This is a genomic window from Streptomyces sp. NPDC093221 (genome assembly GCF_044753885.1).
Taxonomy (GTDB): Bacteria; Actinomycetota; Actinomycetes; order Streptomycetales; family Streptomycetaceae; genus Actinacidiphila.
This window is the reverse complement of sequence record NZ_JBIVOA010000008.1, coordinates 352,753-370,459: the sequence shown is the minus strand read 5'-3', so window position 1 is coordinate 370,459 and position 17,707 is coordinate 352,753. Positions and strand designations below refer to the sequence as shown.

Genomic DNA, 17,707 nt, shown 5'->3' with positions numbered 1-17,707 from the left:
GCGGGGCCGCGCTGATGTCGGCGGTCACCCGGAAGAATATTGGTACCTCATCCCAAAAATACTCCTCCACTACGCTCGGGCGATGACCACCTCCCGAAGGAGCCGCGGGCGACCGCCCGCCTCGACCCGCGAAGCCCTGGAGGAAGTCGCCTTCGACCTGCTGCTTCGCGACGGCTACGAGGCGACGACGCTCCAGGCGATCATGGCCGCGGGCGGTGTCGGGCGCTCGACGCTCTTCCGCTACTTCGGGTCGAAGTCGGGGATCGTGTGGGGCGAGTTCGACCGCGCGGTCGAGCGGCTGCGGGCCGCCCTTCGCGACGCCGACGACGTACCCGTCATGACGGCCGTACGGTCGGCGGTCGTCCGGTCCACGCGGCTTTCGCAGGCGGCGGCGCCGGACTCGTGGCTCGACCGCTTCCGCGTGCTCGACCGGGACCCCGCGCTCGTCGCGGAGGCCGCCGCGCACTGGCGCGTCTGGGGCGAGACGGTGAGCGGGTACGCGGCCGGGCGAACCGGCCTCGACGCGGGCGACCCCGTCCCGGCGGCGATCGGCGGCGCCGTACAGGCGGCCTACGTCGCGGTGCTCAGGCGGTGGGCCGGGGCGGCGGAGACGCGCGGGGACGACGCCGGGGCCGAAGCGGTCGACATCGACGAGCTCGACCGGGACCTGCGCCCGGTCACCGACGCCTTCCAGGCCGTCCTGGACGGCGTGACGCGAGGCTGAACGGAGGCTCCGCCGCCGCTTGGCGACCTCCTTCGGCCCCCTTGTCCCGCGGCGGCGGCCGTGTTGCGACGGTGGGCGCGAGCCAGCCGAAGCGCGAGGGACATCAGGACCGTACAGGCGTCGATCGGGGAGAGAACCTGCCCCGCTATGCGCGGTCGGGCAGCGGCCTGATCCGTGTCGTCTCCTCCGAACCCGTCGGCGACGGCGTCCGCTCCGTCCACGTCGCCTACGAGTTCCCCGAGGGCCGCTGGACCCAGACCTTCCTCTCCCGCCTCCTCACCCCCGCCCCCTTCGAACAGGCCCTCCGCGAAGCCGACTTGACCCTCGACCGGGGCCGCAGCCCACGTCCGCCACGGGACCGCCCCCGGCGCCGGTGACCTCGGCGGCGAACAGAGCGAGCGCCGTACGCAGGGCCGGCGCGCCGTCCAACGCCTCCCGTACGAAGTCCGCGTAGCTCACCGCGACCGTGTCGTACGAGGTTCGGGTGTCCGCCAGCCAGTCGTCCGCAGCCATGCTCCGAGACGGTAGCCCCGCGGCCCGCCGCCGCCGAAGCGCCCCTGCGCGACGGGCTCCTGGCATGTCCATATCCCGGACGCCCGTACCGTCCCCTCAACTGTTGTATCTATGATGCGTGCATCATGGATGCCAGCACTCTCACCGTCGCCGCGCCCGGCCCCGCCGTCAAGGCGCCGCCCGCCGCCGAGCGGGTCTATCTGCACGTCAAGTCCGGTGTCCTGGACCGGAGTTACGAGGGCGGCACGCTGCTCACCGAGGGGGATCTCGCCGACGCGGTGGGGGTCTCGCGCACGCCGGTGCGCGAGGCGCTGCTGCGGCTGGAGGCGGAGGGGCTGATCAAGCTCTACCCGAAGAAGGGCGCGCTGGTGCTGCCGGTGTCGGCGCAGGAGATCGCCGACGTGGTGGAGACCCGGCTGCTGGTGGAACAGCACGCCGTGGCCAAGGTGGTCGGGGCGGTGCCGCCGCGGCTCATCGCGCGGCTGGAGGAGTCCCTGGCCGAGCAGCGCGGGCACGCGGAGACCGGCGACCTGGCGGCCTTCGCCGTCGCGGACCGCTGCTTCCACGCGGAGATCGTCCGCGCGGCGGGCAACCGTATCCTCGCGCACCTCTACGACCAGCTCAGGGACCGTCAGTTGCGGATGGGGGTGGCCACCATGCACGCCGAGCCGAGCCGGGTGGCGAAGAACATCGCGGAGCACACCGAGATCCTGGACGCGCTCAGGGACGGCGCGGCCGACACGGCCGCCGACGTCGTGGACCGGCACGTCTCGTGGGTGAAGGTGCTCGCCAGGGGCGAGTCGTGAGCCGGAGCCCGGCCCCGGAGAAGGTCCTGCCGGGCGACCCGCCCGGCGGACGCCGTGCCGCCCTCGTCTGGGGCGTCGGCACCTCCGTCTACCTCGTCGCCGTCGTCCACCGCACCAGCCTCGGCGTCGCGGGCATCGACGCCGCCGACCGCTTCCACATCGGCGCCTCCGCGCTCTCCAGCTTCTCGATCCTCCAGGTGCTGGTCTACGCGGGCATGCAGATACCGGTCGGCCTGATGGTGGACCGGCTCGGCACGAAGAAGGTCCTGCTGCTCGGCGCCGTGCTGTTCACCCTCGGCCAGGGGGCGTTCGCGCTGTCCCACTCGTACGGCATGGCCCTCGGCGCCCGCGCCGTGCTGGGCTGCGGCGACGCCATGACCTTCGTGAGCGTGCTGCGGCTCGGCTCGCGCTGGTTCCCCGCCAGGCGCGGTCCGATGATCGCCCAGGGCGCCGCGCTGTTCGGCGTCGCGGGCAACCTCGTCTCGACCGTCGTCCTCTCCCGCGTCCTGCACTCGGCGGGCTGGACCCCGACCTTCCTCGGCACCGCCCTGGTCGGCGCGCTCGTCCTCGTCCTGGTCGCCCTCTTCCTCAAGGACCATCCCGAGGGATACGAACCCGCGCCCGCCGAACACGCGGGCCTGACGTACGTACGCCGCCAGATCGCCGCCTCCTGGGCCGAACCCGGTACGCGCCTGGGCATGTGGACGCACTTCACCACCCAGTTCTCCGGCATGGTGTTCCTGCTGCTGTGGGGGCTGCCGTACCTCGTCGAGGACCAGGGGCTCTCGCGCGGCGCGGCGGGCGGGCTGCTCACGCTCGTCGTCGTCGCCAACATGTTCTTCGGCATGGTCTTCGGGCAGCTCATCTCCCGCCACCACGGCGCCCGCATGCCGCTCACCCTCGGCGTGATCGCGGCCACCGCCGCCGCCTGGGCCACGACGCTCGCCTGGGGCGGCGGCCACGGCCAGGACCCGATGTGGCTGCTGGTCGCCCTGTGCGTCGTCCTCGGCGCCTGCGGGCCCGCCTCGATGATCGGCTTCGACTTCGCCCGCCCCGCCAACCCGCCCGAGCGCTTCGGCACCGCCTCCGGGATCGTCAACATCGGCGGCTTCACCGCCTCCGTCCTCACCCTGCTCGCCGTCGGCCTGCTCCTCGACGCGACCGGCGACGACTACCGGATCGCCTGGAGCAGCGTCTTCGTGCTCCAGGCGGTCGGCACCGCCCAGATCCTCCGGCTCCGCCGCCGTGCGGAACGGCTGGAGCGGGAGCGGATCGCGGTCAGCCGCGTCGAGAGCGTGCACCGCCTGCCGGCGGCGGTCACCTCCGACTGACGCCCGGCGCGGCCGTACGACGCTGTACGGCGGCGGGGTTCATGCCGGGCGCGCCGTGATTCGGGCGCGCGGTGATTCGGGAACGGCGCGATCCGGGAACGCCATGATCCGGGAACGGTGCGATCCGAAAACGGCGCCCGAGGCGCCGGGCGCTACTTCGTGACCGCGATGTGCGACAGGATCGCGTCCGCCAGTTGCCGGTCGCCCTCGATCTTGAGCTGGTCGGCGAGCGCGGCCGGACGCGCCCGGCCGGTGAGCAGCCGCAGGAACGTCTCCCAGTCCACGACGAAGGTGACGGCCGGGCCGAGCGAGACGGCCGAGTCGATGCTGCCGTGGCCCTCGGCGTTCACCCGTACGGTCCGCATGAACTCCAGCGGTCCGTGCACGTCGAAGACGACCGCGGAGCCCGGCTTGGCGCCCGCGTCCTCGGCGACCAGCTTCGGCAGCGAGCGCAGGAGGTAGTCACGGGCCAGTACGGCCGCGGGGGAGGCGAGGTTGCCCGGGGCGTCGAGGGCCCGGCGCAGATCCTGCTCGTGCACCCACACGTCGAAGACGCGGCCCCAGAGCTGTTCCTCCAGGGTGACCTCGCCGCCGCCGATCGCGCGGACCTCGGCGTCCGGCTGCCGCGACTCGTTCCTGAGCTGCCGCGAGCGGCGGATGATCGTGTACTCCAGCTCGGACGTCATCTCCGGCGCCGTGTGGTGGCGGCGGATGTCGACCGGGACCTCCGTGTAGCGGGCCGTCTCGCTGGTGATGTGCCGGAGGTCGCTGGGAAGTGTGTGGATGGGGCGCGGGTCGCCCAGCAGCTCGCACTCGAAGCCGATGATGTGGGACACGACATCGCGGACCGACCAGTACGGGCACTCGGTGTGGCGGTTCCACGCGCCGTCGGGCAGCGGCGTCACCAGTTCGTTGACGGATTCTATGGAGTGGGTCCAGGCGTCGATATACGGCTGGAGCTTGCTGTGGACGGTCACGGGACCCCTCGACGGTCGGTGCGCGGTCGTGGCGGTTGGCGCCTAAGTTACGCTGCGCGCGGGCGCCCACGCAGTGCTTTCGAGTGACGATGGTAGGCCCGGCTTGACGACCCAACGTATGGGCGGTGTCCGAGTGCGCGCAACGCTTCTTCAGATCGACGTGGACCAGAGGGAATCGGTCGCCTCGCGGCGCGACCGTGTGGCAGCGATGGTACGTGCCCACGCGGACGCGGATCTTGTCGTGCTGCCCGAACTGTGGCCGGTCGGCGCCTTCGCCGCCGAGGACTTCGCGGCCGAGGCCGAGACGGCGGACGGCGGCCCGACCGCCGAGGTGATGAGCGCGGCGGCGCGCGACGCCGGGGTGTGGCTGCACGCCGGGTCGATCGTCGAACGCGACGTCGTCGGCGGCGAATTGTTCAACACCTCGCTGCTCTTCTCCCCCGGCGGCGCTCTCGCGGCCGTCTACCGCAAGATCCACCGCTTCGGCTTCGACCAGGGCGAGGCCGTCCTCATGTCCTCCGGGCACGACATCGTCACCGCCCGCGTCCCCGGCACCGTCCTCGGCCTCGCCACCTGCTACGACCTGCGCTTTCCCGAGCAGTTCCGGCTGCTGCTCGACGCCGGGGCGCAGACGCTGGTCGTTCCGGCGGGCTGGCCCGCGCGGCGGCTCGCCCACTGGCGGCTGCTGGTGCGCGCCCGCGCCGTCGAGTCCCAGGCGTACGTCCTCGCCTGCGGGACGGCCGGCACCCACGCCGGGGTGGAGCAGGCCGGGCACAGCATGATCGTCGATCCCTGGGGTGAGATCGTCGCCGAGGCCGGGCCCGCCGAGCAGGCGCTCTCCGCCGAGGTCGACGTCTTCCGCGTGGACGTCACCCGCGCCGATTTCCCCGTCCTCCGCGACCGCGTCCTCGGAGTCCCCACCCCGAAGCCCCGCTAGGGCCTGTCCGGCCGCGAGAAGGGCCCGCCGATCTTTCAGGGGCGCTGCGGGCACCCACCCGCGCGAGGCTCGGGCACAGGGGCGGCGCCCCGGAAAGACCGGGTCGCCGCCCTGCGCAGGGCTATTCGTCCTCGTGCTCCTTGTCGACCATGCGGTCGACGCACACCGCCACCGCGATCAGCATCGCGGCATCGGCGTCCTCGCGCTCGATGTCGATGGCGTAGGCGTCACGGAGGGTGAACCACTTGCGGGAGATGCGCGCGAGGCGCTCCCCCTCGTACTCGATGTCGAACTCCTTGTCGATGATGTCGCCGCGCACTTCGAGTTCCTCGCCGGAGGCGAGCTCGGCGCGGAAGACGTCGCGGAGCAGGTGGAGGCGCTTCTTGCGGACGGTGACGAGGACGTCGCCGTCGCGCTCGATGGTCATGGCGTCCCGCAGGGACACCAGCTTCTTGCGGATGACGGCGACCTCGTTGCCGTCCGGGTCCTGGAGTTCGAGGGTGTCGCGGATCCGGAGGACCTTCCCGTCGACGTAGAAGGCCCTGCGGCCGTGCTCGTCCTCGATCCAGTAGTCGTCACCGATGGCGAACATCTTCTCTCGCACCACGTATTTCATAGGGAATGCCTACCCCGGCGGATGCTGTTGGATGGGGATATGACTGCACGTGCACGTGTCCGGGCGCCCGAGCTGACCGGCGAGGGCGGCTGGCTGAACACCGGCGACAAGCATCCGACCCTCGCTGACCTGCGGGGCAGCATCGTCATTCTGGATTTCTGGACGTTCTGCTGTGTGAACTGTCTGCATGTCCTGGACGAGCTGCGGGCCCTGGAGGAGCGGCACAGGGACACGGTGGTGATCGTCGGCGTGCACTCGCCGAAATTCGTGCACGAGGCCGAGCACCAGGCGGTCGTGGACGCGGTGGAGCGGTACGAGGTGCACCACCCGGTGCTGGACGACCCGCAGCTCTCGACGTGGAAGCAGTACGCCGTACGGGCCTGGCCGACGCTGGTGGTGATCGACCCCGAGGGGTACGTGGTCGCGCAGCACGCGGGCGAGGGGCACGCGCACGCGCTGGAGCAGCTCGTGACGGCGCTGGAGAAGGAGCACGCGGCCAAGGGCACCCTGCGCAGGGGCGACGGCCCGTACGTACCGCCCGAGCCGGTCGCGACCGACCTCCGCTTCCCCGGCAAGGCGCTCGCGCTGCCCGGCTCCGGGCACTTCCTGGTGTCGGACTCGACCCGGCACGCCCTGGTGGAGCTGGCGGCGGACGCCGAGAGCGTGGTGCGGCGGATCGGCACCGGCACGCGCGGGCTGGCCGACGGCAACGCGGAGACGGCCCGCTTCAGCGAGCCGCAGGGGCTGACGCTGCTGCCGGACGGCAGCGTGATCGTCGCCGACACCGTCAATCACGCGCTGCGCCGCGTCGACCTGGGCACCGGGCACGTGACGACGGTCGCGGGCACCGGAAAGCAGTGGTGGCAGGGCTCCCCGACGTCCGGCCCGGCCCGCGAGGTGGACCTGTCCTCGCCGTGGGACGTGGCCTGGTTCGACGACCGGGTGTGGATCGCGATGGCGGGCGTGCACCAGCTCTGGACGTACGACCCGGCGACGGAGACCGTACGGGTCGCGGCGGGCACGACCAACGAAGGGCTGGTGGACGGGCACGCGGCGCAGGCGTGGTTCGCCCAGCCGTCCGGCCTCGCGGCGGCGCCGGAGCGCGGCGAGGCGGGGGCGCCCCCGGCCGACGGCTGGGGAAGGCTGTGGATCGCCGACTCCGAGACCTCGGCGCTGCGCTGGGTCGAGCGCGCCGACGACGACCCGGACCCGGACGCGGACGCGGCAGGCGGTGACGGCGGAGAGCCGCGCCGCTACATCATCCGTACGGCCGTCGGCACCGGCCTGTTCGACTTCGGCCACCGCGACGGCCCCGCCGGGCAGGCGCTGCTCCAGCACCCGCTGGGCGTCACCGCGCTGCCGGACGGCTCGGTCGCGGTCAGCGACACGTACAACAACGCGCTGCGCCGCTACGACCCGGTGACCGGCGAGGTCACCACGCTCGCGACCGGCCTGCGCGAGCCCTCGGACGCGGTGGTCGTGGACGGCGACATCGTCGTGGTGGAGTCCGCCGGGCACCGGCTGACCCGGATGCACCTGCCGGAGGAGGCCGTCCGCGTGGAGGCCGTCGCCCACCGTACGCAGCGGGACGCGACCGACGTGGCGGCCGGTGCCTTCCGGCTCGACGTGGTGTTCACCGCGCCCGACGGGCAGAAGCTCGACGAGCGCTACGGGCCCTCGACGCGGCTGCTGGTCAGCGCCACCCCGCCGGAACTCCTGGCGGAGGGTGCGGGCAAGGGCACCGACCTCTTCCGCGACCTGGTCCTCGACCCGTCCGTCACCGAGGGCGTCCTGCACGTCTCCGCGATGGCCGCGTCCTGCGACGACGATCCGGCCAACCCCTACCCCGCCTGTCACGTGCACCAGCAGGACTGGGGCGTCCCGGTCCGCGTCGGCGCCGACGGCGACTCCCGGCTGGCGCTGGTCCTGGCGGGCCTGGACGCGTAAGGCGTACAGGCGCCGTACGGGCGTGCCCGGGCGGTGAGTAAGCTCCGGCCATCACTCTTGATCCGCCGGGGGGCGGAGCGTCACCTGGGGAGGGACCGAGTGCCTCGTCGCGCTCTCACACGCGGCTCCGTCGCGGCGGCCACCGTCGTCGTCATGGCCGCCGGGCTCGCCCCGGCCGCCACCGGCGGCACGGCGTACGCGGACGGTACGCCGTCCGGTACCGCGTCGCAGGAGACCGTCATACCCGCCGGTTCGCGGTGGCTGCCGCAGAGCGAGCCGCTGATCACCGCCGGGAACGACGGATACCTGGTCAGGGGGGCCAACGGCGCCCACTGGGTGAATCCGGCGGACGGCAGCGAGGGCCCGGTACTGCCGGATCCCACGCCGCCCTTGGTCAACACCGGCCTGTCCGCGCACCTCATCCGCAACTTCCCGTCCCAGTCGGTGACGATCACCGACTACGACACCAACACCTTCCGCACGGTCACCGCGCCGGTGGGCCAGCGCTGGGTGCCGTTCGGCTTCAGCCTCGACCGCGTCCTCACCAGCGAGACCGCCGCCGACGGCACGCTCGCCGCGCTGCACGTGATCGGCGACGGCAAGGACGGTTCCGCCGACCTGACCGTCACCGGGCTGCCCCCGGGGACCGCCGTGCCCGACTGGCCCGACCTGCTCGCGCAGAACCGCGACCACGCCGTCCTGCGGCTGACCTCGGGCGCCGCGCCCGGCACCGCGCACGCCTACCTGCTGGACTACCGCACCGGCACGCTGCGCGCGATCCTCGCCGACGTGCCCGCCGCCGAGCAGACCACCGTCGTCCTCGGCAGGGACCGGGTGCTGGCGTACGGCGGCGCGGCCACGACGGCGTACACCGTACGGCTCGACGACCCGACGGCCCCCGTCGAGAAGACGCCGCTGCCCACCGACGGCCGGGACGGTACGCCGAAGCTCACCGTCACCGGGGACCGCGTCCTGGTGCTGGAGCGGTCGACGGACAGCCAGTCCGCGGGACTTCCGCTGCGGGCCGTCCCGGTCGGCGGCGGCCCCGCGCGGACCCTGCTGGCCAAGGTCGCCACGGACATGGCGACCGCGCCCGACGGCTCGGTGCTGGTCGAGGGCGGCACCGGACCCGACGACTGGGCGGTCCGCCGGATCACCGCGGCCGACGGCGCCGACGCGACCGTCACCGACCTCAAGACGCTGCCGCCGGTCGCGGCCACGGTCTACGGACTGTCCTACAGCGCCGGGCGGCTGGCGTACTCCGACACCACCCGGCCCTACCCGGCCCTGGTACGGCGCGATGTGGCCGCGGGCCCGGCGCCCGCCGTGTCGGAACCCGAACTGCTGTGGAGCTACGGTCCGAAGCCCGCCGACTGCGGCTCCGGCGTCTCCTGCGTGCACCTCCAGGGCACCGGCACCGGCACCGTGGCCTTCTCCGCCGCCAACATCATCACCGTGCCCCAGCCGCCGTCCCCGACCGATTCGCGCGCCGTCTTCCTCGGCGCGCCCGGCACGGTCACCGACGCCGCGGGACCGTACGTCGTGGTGCACACGGGCACCCCCGCGCGGCAGAAGGTCTTCGACCTCCGCTACGACGGCACCCTGTTCGACGGCCCGGTCACGGCCTCCGCGCTGTGGGGCCGCACCCTGTGGGTGCCCGGCAGCGCCACCGGCACCGTCCGCCCGTACGACCTGGAGCGGCGGACGTACGGCGCCACGGTCCAGACGGGCGCGCCGTGCGTGCCCAAGGAGCTTCAGGCGGACGGGCGTTGGCTGTACTGGTCGTGCGGCACCAGCGCCGGGGTGTACGACCGTACGACCGGCAAGAACGTGCCGGTGCCGACCGGGACCGCGCTGCTGGGCGACGGTTACGTCGTCCGGCACGACACGACGGCGGGCCGTCTGATGCTCACCGACGTGCACACGGGCTCGGCCGTCGGCAGCAACCTCGCGGAACTGGCAGCGAGCGACCTGGCCGACGACCGAGGCGTGACGTGGACGGTGGACAAGTACGGCGGCGGTGTCGCCTACGTCGATGCGCAACACCGCTTCCACGTGCAGCCGTTGACCTCGATACCGCGCAGCGCGGTGTCGGTGCTGAGCAGCGACGTCGGCCCGGCCGTCGTCGACGTCCTGGACAACCCCGAGGACTGGTACGGCAGGTGGACGCTGTCCCGGCCCGTCGCGGGCTGGAGCCTGACGGTCACGGACGAGGCGGGCAGGACGGTCGCCACCCGCCGCGGCTCCAAGGGCGCGCAGGTGTCGGCGAGTTGGAATCTCAAGGGCGCCGACGGGGCGTGGGTCAAGAACGGCCGCTACACCTGGACGCTGACCGCGCCCCCGGCCGACGGCGGCCCCGGCGGGCTCTCCCTCACCGGCCTGATCGTCGTCAAGGGCGCCGCGGGCGTGCACGACTTCACCGGTGACGGGACCGGCGACTTCTTCGGCCTCACCCCGTCCGGCCGCCTGGACCTGCGCGCCGGCAACGGCAAGGGCAACGTCAACGCGGCCCGCTCCACGTCCGGTTGGCCGACGTCCTCGCTGTACGTGCCCTACGGCGACCTCGGCGGCGACCGGGTCAACGACCTGCTGGTCAGGGACGCCTCGGGCCAACTGTGGCGCTACGACGGCAAGGCGGGCACGAACTTCACCCCGTCCCAGCCGCGCACGCTCATCGGCCCCGGCTGGAACGCGTACGACGCGCTGGCCTCGGTCGGCGACCTGACCGGTGACGGCCGCGCGGACCTCGTGGCGCGTACGCCGTCCGGCAGCCTGTACCTCTACGCCGCCGACCGGAACGGCAGGTTCGGGCCGCGCACCCTCATCGGCGGCGGCTGGAACACGTACAACCTGCTGATCGGCTCGCAGCACTCCGAATCCGTCGGCTACGGCCGTCAGCTTCTGGCCCGGGACAAGTCCGGGGTGCTGTGGGCCTATGACGGCGACGGCAAGGGGCACTTCGGGCCGCGCGTGAAGATCGGGTCCGGCTGGAACATCTACAACTCGATCGTGGGCGTCGGCGAAATCCGGCCGGTCCGGGGGGCGTACCTCACCGGACTGGTCGCCCGTGACGCGGCGGGCGACCTGTGGCGCTACGACGGCCGCGACAGCGAGCCGGGCTTTGCCGCCCGCGTCAGGCTCGGCGCGGGCTGGCAGATGTACAAGTCGCTGTTCTGAGATCCGGGGCTGACCTCACGTCAGAACGCCGGTGGTACTGGCCTGGTGTCAGTACCGCCGGTCACCCGGGTAGTAGCGCTCCTCGACGGGCGGGATGTCGCCGTCGGCCGTCGGGGGAATCCGGCGGCGCTTGAAGATGCTGACGTAAGCGGCGAGTCCGATGATGCCGACGGCCATCATGATCAGGCCGAGCAGATCCATGTTGACGCCCTTGGCGTGCCAGTCGGTGGCGAACGTGATGATCGCACCGACCGCGATCAGAATGATGCAGCCTCCGATGCCCACAATTACCGCTTCCTTTGGCCTAGTTGTGCTCCGGCGTTCTGAAGCAGCGCCTACCCCGGACCTCGGGGCACAAGCAGGCGCATCGGGTCGCGGGCGGGCCGGGGCGCGGCCCCGGCCCGCAAGCAGGCCCCGGAAGGCCCCGGGAAGCAGGCCCCGGAGTCAGGCCGCCAGGAAGGCCGTCAGGGCGCTGGCCAGCAGATGCGGGTCGTCGGCGCCGGACATCTCGCGGGCCGAGTGCATCGAGAGGATCGGCACCCCGACGTCGACCGTGGTGATGCCGTGCCGGGCGGAGGTGATCGGGCCGACCGTCGTCCCGCAGGGCATCGAGTTGTTCGACACGAAGTGCTGGTAGGGGACGCCCGCGGTGTCGCAGGCCGCCGCGAAGACGCCGCGGCCGGTGCCGTCGGTGGCGTACCGCTGGTTGACGTTGGTCTTCAGGATCGGGCCGCCGTTGGCGCGCGGGTGGTGCGTCGGGTCGTGCCGCTCGGCGTAGTTGGGGTGCACGGCGTGGCCGGAGTCCGACGAGACGCAGACGCTCCCGGCCAGCGCGCGCTGCCGCTCCTCGAAGCCGCCGCCGCGCGCGTGCACCGAGCGGCTGAGGACGTTGCCGAGCAGCGGGCCCTGGGCGCCGGTGTCGGACTGGCTGCCGTTCTCCTCGTGGTCGAAGGCAGCGAGCACCGGGATGTACGTGAGGTCCTGGCCGCCCGCCGCGGCGGCCAGCGCGGCGGCGCCCGCGTGCACCGACAGCAGATTGTCCAGCCGGGGGCAGGCGAACAGCTCCTCGTCGCGCCCGAGGAAGGCGGGCGGCTGCGTGTCGTGCGTCATCAGGTCCCAGCCGACGACGTCCTCCGGGTCGAGGTCCGCCCGCTCGGCGAGGTAGCCGATCAGGTCGCCGTCCTGCGCGTCGCCCAGGCCCCACACCGGCTGGAGGTGGCGCTGCTTGTCCAGCGTCAGCCCGTCGTTCACGCCCCGGTCCAGGTGGATCGCGAGCTGCGGCACCCGCAGCAGCGGGCGGTCGGTCGCGACCAGCCGCGTACTGCCGTCGCGCAGCGTCAGCCGGCCCGCCAGGCCCAGGTCCCGGTCCAGCCAGCTGTTCAGCAGCGGGCCGCCGTAGATCTCCACCGCCACCTGGCGCCAGCCCTGCGACCCCATGTCCGGGCGCGGCTTCACCCGCAGATTCGGCGAGTCCGTGTGCGCGCCGACGATCCTGAACGGTGTCTCCGGCCGTGCGCCGTCCGGCACGAACCACGCCACCACCGCGCCCCCGCGCAGCACATACCGCCCGCCCGGCTCGGCCCCCCACTTCTCCGTCTCCGCCACCCGCCGGAACCCGGCCCCCTCCAGCCGCTCCGCCACGGTCGCCACCGCGTGGTACGGCGTCGGACTCGCCTGCACGAAGGCGGCCAGATCTTCGGTGTGCTTACGGTCAAACGCCGGACGCTGAGAGCTCATGCCCTCAGCTTAGTTTTCGGCCACATGGCTCGCCCCGTGAGGGGCGCGGGGTGCGCGAGCAACCCACCACCGGCGGGCAGTCCGGCGACCACCGGACTGCCCGCCGGGGCGGGTTGGAAGGAGTCCCCGGGGGCGGGTCAGAAGGAGTCCTCCGGGAGGTCCATGAGGCCGAGGTCGACGGATTCGGCCAGGGACCGAGCCGTCCCCACGCCGGGAAGGACATTGGCGGCGAAGAACTTCGCGGCGGCGACCTTCCCCGCGTAGAAGGCGGCGTCCTTGGCGGAGGCCCCGGAGAGCTTCTCGGCGGCCACGCCGGCCCCGCGCAGGAGCAGGTATCCGATGACCACGTCACCGGAGGCGAGCAGCAGCCGCGTGGTGTTGAGCCCCACCTTGTAGATCGAGCGGACGTCCTGCTCGGTGGCCGAAAGGTCCGTGAGCATGGCGCCGACGATCGCCTCCAGGTCCACCGCCGCCTTGGCGAGCTGGTCGCGGGCGGCGGCCAGGTCCTCCCCGCCCGTGGCCTCGGCGAGGAACTTCTTGATCTCCTCGCTGAGCGCCGTCATGGCCTGCCCCTGGTCGCGGACGATCTTCCGGAAGAAGTAGTCCTGCCCCTGGATGGCGGTGGTGCCCTCGTAGAGCGTGTCGATCTTGGCGTCCCGGATGTACTGCTCGATCGGGTACTCCTGGAGGTACCCGGAGCCGCCGAAGGTCTGGAGGGACTGGGCGAGCTGCTCGTACGACTTCTCGGAGCCGTAGCCCTTGACGATCGGCAGCAGCAGGTCGTTGAGCCCGTGCAGCCTCGTGGCGTCCTCGCCGGCCGCCTCGGCGACCTGGATGGCGTCCTGCACGGAGGCGGTGTAGAGCACCAGCGCCCGCATGCCCTCGGCGTACGCCTTCTGCGTCATGAGCGAGCGGCGGACGTCGGGGTGGTGGGTGATGGTGACCTTGGGCGCGGTCTTGTCCATGAACTGCGCGAGGTCCGGGCCCTGCACGCGCTCCTTGGCGTACTCCAGCGCGTTCAGGTAGCCGGTGGAGAGCGTCGCGATGGCCTTCGTGCCGACCATCATGCGGGCGAATTCGATGATCCGGAACATCTGCCGGATGCCGTCGTGCTTCTCGCCGATCAGCCAGCCCTTGGCGGGGAGCCCGTCGCCGAAGGTCATCTCGCAGGTGTTGGACGCCTTCAGGCCCATCTTGTGCTCGACGTTGGTGGCGTAGACGCCGTTGCGCTCGCCCAGCTCGCCGGTCTCGAAGTCGAACTCGTACTTCGGGACCATGAACAGCGACAGGCCCTTGGTGCCGGGTCCCGCGCCCTCGGGGCGGGCCAGCACGTAGTGGATGATGTTCTCGGACATGTCGTGCTCGCCCGAGGTGATGAAGCGCTTGACGCCCTCGATGTGCCAGGTGCCGTCGTCCTGCTTGACCGCCTTCGTGCGGCCCGCGCCGACGTCGGAGCCCGCGTCGGGCTCGGTGAGGACCATGGTGGAGCCCCACTGCTTGTCGACCATGAGCGCGGCGATCTTCTTCTGCTCCTCGGTGCCCTCCTCGTAGAGGATTCCGGCGAAGGCCGGGCCGGAGGAGTACATCCACACGGCGGGGTTGGCGCCCAGCACCAGCTCCGCGTAGGACCAGATCAGGGAGCGCGGCGCGGTGGTGCCGCCGATCTCCTCGGGCAGGCCGAGCCGCCAGTACTCGGCGTCCATGAAGGCCTGGTAGCTCTTCTTGAAGGTCTCGGGCACCGGGGCGGTGTTGGTCTTCGGGTCGAAGACCGGCGGGTTGCGGTCGGCGTCGGCGAAGGACTCCGCCAGCTCGTTCTCCGCCATGCGCGCCAGCTCGGCGAGGACGTCCTTCGCGGTCTCCACGTCCATCTCGGCGAACGGACCCGTGCCGTAGAGCTGGTCGCGGCCGAGCACCTCGAAGAGGTTGAACTCGATGTCGCGGAGGTTCGACTTGTAGTGGCCCATGACGTCGGCTCCGTATCGCAAGTGGGGTGGTCGTGGCACTCGTGGAAAATAATGCTACCCGTCGGTAATAAGAAGCAACCCCGGAAGGGCCGGATGTGACCGTTTCCTCGTCCCGGGGGCCGTTACTCTTGAGGCCGTGTACGGCTACGAGCAGAGCGTGAATCCCGGACCCGGCCCGGTCCAGGGCGCCGCACCCATGCCCGGTGGCTATCCGGAGCCCTCCCCGCCGTCCCTGGCCGACGCGGTCCGCGCCTTCACCACGGGTTCGATGGCCGCCGAGGACTTCCAGGCGATCTTCGCCACGTCCAAGGTGTACTGCCCGCGCGGCGACAATCCGGGCTTCCTGGCACTGCACGACACCCAGCAGCCGGTCATCCCGATGTTCACCTCCCTGAAGGAGCTGCGGCGGTACGCGGGCAAGGAGTCCAAGTTCTTCGTGATCACCGGCGCCGAGGTGCTGGACCTGCTGCCCACCGGCTACGGCTTCGTGCTGGACATCGACGGCCAGCATCGCATGGTCTTCGACGCCAAGGCGGTCGAGCAGATGGTCGACTTCACGATGCGCCGGATGTACGGCTGAGGCTGCCCGGCGGCACGCCTGAGGCCGTACGGCGGCACGCCTGAGGCCGCACGGCGGTACGCCTGAGACCGTACGGGCGCACGTCCCGGCTCGTACGCCCGCGCTTTCGATCTTCCCCTCCGGTGAGTGCTGGAATAGTCACGCCTTGCAAGATGTTCAGTGTTCAACTACTTTGGAACCGGAGCATCCCGAAGGAGGCAGTCATGCCCGCCGTGACCGTAGAGAACCCGCTGACCCTGCCGCGTGTGAGCGCGCCCGACGACGCCCAGCCCCGCAAGGCGCTACAGGTGTCCACCGCCCCGAGCGGTTTCGAGGGGGAGGGCTTCCCCGTGCGCCGCGCCTTCGCGGGCATCGACTACCGCAACCTCGACCCGTTCATCATGATGGACCAGATGGGTGAGGTGGAGTACGCGCCGGGAGAGCCCAAGGGCACCCCCTGGCACCCGCACCGCGGCTTCGAGACCGTCACGTACATCATGGACGGCACCTTCATCCACCAGGACTCGCACGGCGGTGGCGGCACGATCACCAACGGCGACACGCAGTGGATGACCGCCGGGTCCGGCCTGCTGCACATCGAGACCCCGCCGGAGTCGCTGGTCACCAGCGGCGGCCTCTTCCACGGCCTCCAGCTCTGGGTGAACCTGCCGAAGGCCGACAAGATGATGCCGCCCAAGTACCAGGACATCCGGGCGGGCGGTCTGAAGCTGCTCACCTCGGGTGACGGCGGCGCGCTGATCCGGCTGATCGCCGGTGACCTCGCGGGCCACGAGGGCCCCGGCGCCACCCACACCCCGATCACGATGATCCACGTCTCGGTGAACCCCGGCGCCTCGGTGACCCTGCCCTGGCGCGCCGACTTCAACGCCCTCGCCTACGGCCTCGCCGGCCGCGGCTTCGCGGGCCCCGACGCCCGCCCCTTCCGTATGGGCCAGGCCGTCGTCTTCGGCAAGGGAGACTCCCTCACCATCCGCGCGGACGAGACCCAGGAGTCCCGCTCGCCCAACTTCGAGGTCGTCCTGCTCGGCGGCCTCCCGATCCGCGAGCCGATGATGCAGTACGGCCCCTTCGTCATGAACACCCACGCCGAACTGGCCCAGGCCTTCGACGACTTCCAGGCCGGCCGCCTCGGCACCATCCCGGCCGACACGGTCCTCGGCCGCTAGCCGGTCCGCCCCGGCGGCCCGGACGGTGCGCCGGGCCGCGCGCCGGGCGGTGTTTCGAGGGGTGTGTCGAGCAGGCCCGCGGCACTGCGGGTCGTGACCTGACCCGACGGTGACGGCCGACGGCCGTCGGGGGCTTCTTGACCGCGAGGTGGCCGGCCTACAGCAGGTGGTCGGCCTTGCCGGCCTTGATGTCGGTGATCAGGGTGCGGAGGGCTTCGCGGGTGTCGGTGAGGTATTCGTCCTCGCGGCCGTTGACGGCTATGTAGCCGTTGCCGTCGGCGTCGGTGCCGAGGCGGAAGCAGGAGCTGCCTTCGCCGCAGAAGGGGGCTTCCCAGGTGATGTCGGGCATCGGGTCTGATCTCCTCAGAGCTGGTGCGCGATCTCGCGGATGAGGTCGCGGGACCGGTCGGCGGACACGGACAACTCTTCCAACAGGTCGAGTTGCGCTCGGTATTTCGCGAGTTGCGCCTCGGCGTGGAGGAAGACCGGTCCGTGGGAGCTGTCGACCTGCACGGTGTCGAGCTGGCTCACGGCGCCTTCGGCGTAGACGACGGTGTGACCCGCGCCGGGGAAGGCCCCGTGGGCGAAGGGGAGGACCAGCACGGTGACGTTGTCCCGCTCGGAGACCTCCAGCAGGTAGTCCAGTTGGGCGCGCGCCACGTCAGGTCCCCCGAACTGCATGCGCAGCGCGGCTTCGTGGATCACCGCGACGTACGGGAGCGTGCTGGTGCCGGTGACCAGTTGCTGGCGCTCCGATCGGTGGGCGAGGCGCAGGGCGACCTCGTGCTCCGGGAGCTTGGGCACCACGGCGCGGAAGATGGCTATGGCGTGGTCGGACGTCTGGAGCATGCCCGGGATGTGGACCGTGTTGGCGCCGCGCAGCCGTAACGCGCCTGCCTCCATTTCGGAGATGTCCAGGAACCCCTGGGGCAGGCTGCCCCGATAACGCTCCCACCATCCGGTGCCGCTCGGCTCGGCCATCGCGGCCAAGGCGTTGACGTACCGCTCGTCCGTGCATTCGCAGTTGACGGCCAGCTTGCGCACGCGCTCCGCGCTGATCGCCCGAAGTCCCGACTCCATGTTGGAGATTCGGCTCCGGTCGACGCCCAGGAGTCCCGCCGCGCTCTCGGCGGACATGCCCGCCGCCGTGCGCAGCCTGCGCAACTCGCTTCCCACACGCTTCTGTCGCTCGGTGAGGACCGTCCTCGTCGGCATGCCCTTCCTCCCTGTGC

The 17,707-nt window shown here is 71.7% G+C and carries 16 protein-coding genes; 9 read left to right on the top strand and 7 right to left on the bottom strand.

The window, feature by feature from the left end:
• Positions 1-82 precede the first annotated feature (82 nt).
• The 4 genes from ACIQCJ_RS28075 to ACIQCJ_RS28060 all read left to right on the top strand — a co-directional run bounded on the left by ACIQCJ_RS28075 (position 83) and on the right by ACIQCJ_RS28060 (position 3,374).
• On the top strand, positions 83-724 hold the full coding sequence (locus ACIQCJ_RS28075) for a TetR family transcriptional regulator (RefSeq protein ID WP_402712913.1): 642 nt from the start codon (positions 83-85) through the stop codon (positions 722-724).
• 71 nt (positions 725-795) lie between these two features.
• Entirely contained in the window at positions 796-1,101 is a 306-nt protein-coding gene (locus ACIQCJ_RS28070; RefSeq protein WP_402712912.1) for a hypothetical protein, read from the top strand.
• Between the two features lie 261 nt (positions 1,102-1,362).
• Complete coding sequence (locus ACIQCJ_RS28065) at positions 1,363-2,043, top strand: GntR family transcriptional regulator (RefSeq protein WP_355339557.1); 681 nt, start codon at positions 1,363-1,365, stop codon at positions 2,041-2,043.
• A complete protein-coding gene (locus ACIQCJ_RS28060; protein ID WP_391158667.1) occupies positions 2,040-3,374 on the top strand; it encodes an MFS transporter in 1,335 nt (444 codons plus the stop codon). The genes ACIQCJ_RS28065 and ACIQCJ_RS28060 overlap by 4 nt, the downstream gene beginning before the upstream one ends.
• Positions 3,375-3,526: 152 nt before the next feature.
• Here ACIQCJ_RS28060 and ACIQCJ_RS28055 read toward each other — a convergent pair whose 3' ends face one another.
• A complete protein-coding gene (locus tag ACIQCJ_RS28055) occupies positions 3,527-4,351 on the bottom strand; it encodes a maleylpyruvate isomerase family mycothiol-dependent enzyme (RefSeq protein WP_355339563.1) in 825 nt (274 codons plus the stop codon).
• Positions 4,352-4,484: 133 nt separating this feature from the next.
• Here ACIQCJ_RS28055 and ACIQCJ_RS28050 point away from each other — a divergent pair, with 133 nt between their 5' ends.
• Positions 4,485-5,288 carry a carbon-nitrogen family hydrolase gene (locus tag ACIQCJ_RS28050; RefSeq protein WP_402712911.1) on the top strand — a complete coding sequence of 268 codons (804 nt, stop codon included), beginning with the start codon at positions 4,485-4,487 and terminating at the stop codon, positions 5,286-5,288.
• 121 nt (positions 5,289-5,409) lie between these two features.
• Here ACIQCJ_RS28050 and ACIQCJ_RS28045 read toward each other — a convergent pair whose 3' ends face one another.
• Entirely contained in the window at positions 5,410-5,904 is a 495-nt protein-coding gene (locus ACIQCJ_RS28045) for an LURP-one-related family protein (protein ID WP_355339569.1), read from the bottom strand.
• 39 nt (positions 5,905-5,943) lie between these two features.
• Between ACIQCJ_RS28045 and ACIQCJ_RS28040 the strand changes: the two genes are divergently transcribed.
• Positions 5,944-7,851 carry an NHL domain-containing thioredoxin family protein gene (locus ACIQCJ_RS28040; RefSeq protein ID WP_355339572.1) on the top strand — a complete coding sequence of 636 codons (1,908 nt, stop codon included), beginning with the start codon at positions 5,944-5,946 and terminating at the stop codon, positions 7,849-7,851.
• Between the two features lie 99 nt (positions 7,852-7,950).
• A complete protein-coding gene (locus tag ACIQCJ_RS28035; protein ID WP_402712910.1) occupies positions 7,951-11,028 on the top strand; it encodes a hypothetical protein in 3,078 nt (1,025 codons plus the stop codon).
• Positions 11,029-11,076: 48 nt separating this feature from the next.
• On the opposite strand, the gene ACIQCJ_RS28030 is transcribed toward ACIQCJ_RS28035, so the two are convergent.
• From ACIQCJ_RS28030 to ACIQCJ_RS28020, 3 genes are all read right to left on the bottom strand, one after another.
• Entirely contained in the window at positions 11,077-11,313 is a 237-nt protein-coding gene (locus ACIQCJ_RS28030; RefSeq protein WP_188282515.1) for a hypothetical protein, read from the bottom strand.
• 159 nt (positions 11,314-11,472) lie between these two features.
• Entirely contained in the window at positions 11,473-12,765 is a 1,293-nt protein-coding gene (locus ACIQCJ_RS28025; protein ID WP_402712909.1) for a M18 family aminopeptidase, read from the bottom strand.
• Positions 12,766-12,902: 137 nt separating this feature from the next.
• A complete protein-coding gene (locus ACIQCJ_RS28020) occupies positions 12,903-14,729 on the bottom strand; it encodes an acyl-CoA dehydrogenase C-terminal domain-containing protein (RefSeq protein ID WP_391041888.1) in 1,827 nt (608 codons plus the stop codon).
• A 136-nt stretch (positions 14,730-14,865) separates the two neighbouring features.
• Here ACIQCJ_RS28020 and ACIQCJ_RS28015 point away from each other — a divergent pair, with 136 nt between their 5' ends.
• The gene (locus ACIQCJ_RS28015; RefSeq protein WP_391041886.1) at positions 14,866-15,309 is read left to right on the top strand and encodes an SseB family protein; all 444 of its coding nucleotides are present in this window, start codon (positions 14,866-14,868) and stop codon (positions 15,307-15,309) included.
• Between the two features lie 203 nt (positions 15,310-15,512).
• Positions 15,513-16,475 (top strand): pirin family protein, encoded by a 963-nt coding sequence (locus tag ACIQCJ_RS28010; RefSeq protein WP_355339584.1) that lies wholly within the window; start codon positions 15,513-15,515, stop codon positions 16,473-16,475.
• A 157-nt stretch (positions 16,476-16,632) separates the two neighbouring features.
• Here the strand turns inward: ACIQCJ_RS28010 and ACIQCJ_RS28005 are convergent, their stop codons facing one another.
• Both ACIQCJ_RS28005 and ACIQCJ_RS28000 read right to left on the bottom strand, forming a co-directional pair.
• Positions 16,633-16,824 (bottom strand): hypothetical protein, encoded by a 192-nt coding sequence (locus tag ACIQCJ_RS28005; RefSeq protein WP_355339601.1) that lies wholly within the window; start codon positions 16,822-16,824, stop codon positions 16,633-16,635.
• Between the two features lie 14 nt (positions 16,825-16,838).
• Positions 16,839-17,690: a Scr1 family TA system antitoxin-like transcriptional regulator gene (locus ACIQCJ_RS28000; RefSeq protein WP_391041868.1), complete on the bottom strand. Its 852-nt coding sequence runs from the start codon at positions 17,688-17,690 to the stop codon at positions 16,839-16,841.
• Positions 17,691-17,707: the final 17 nt, after the last annotated feature.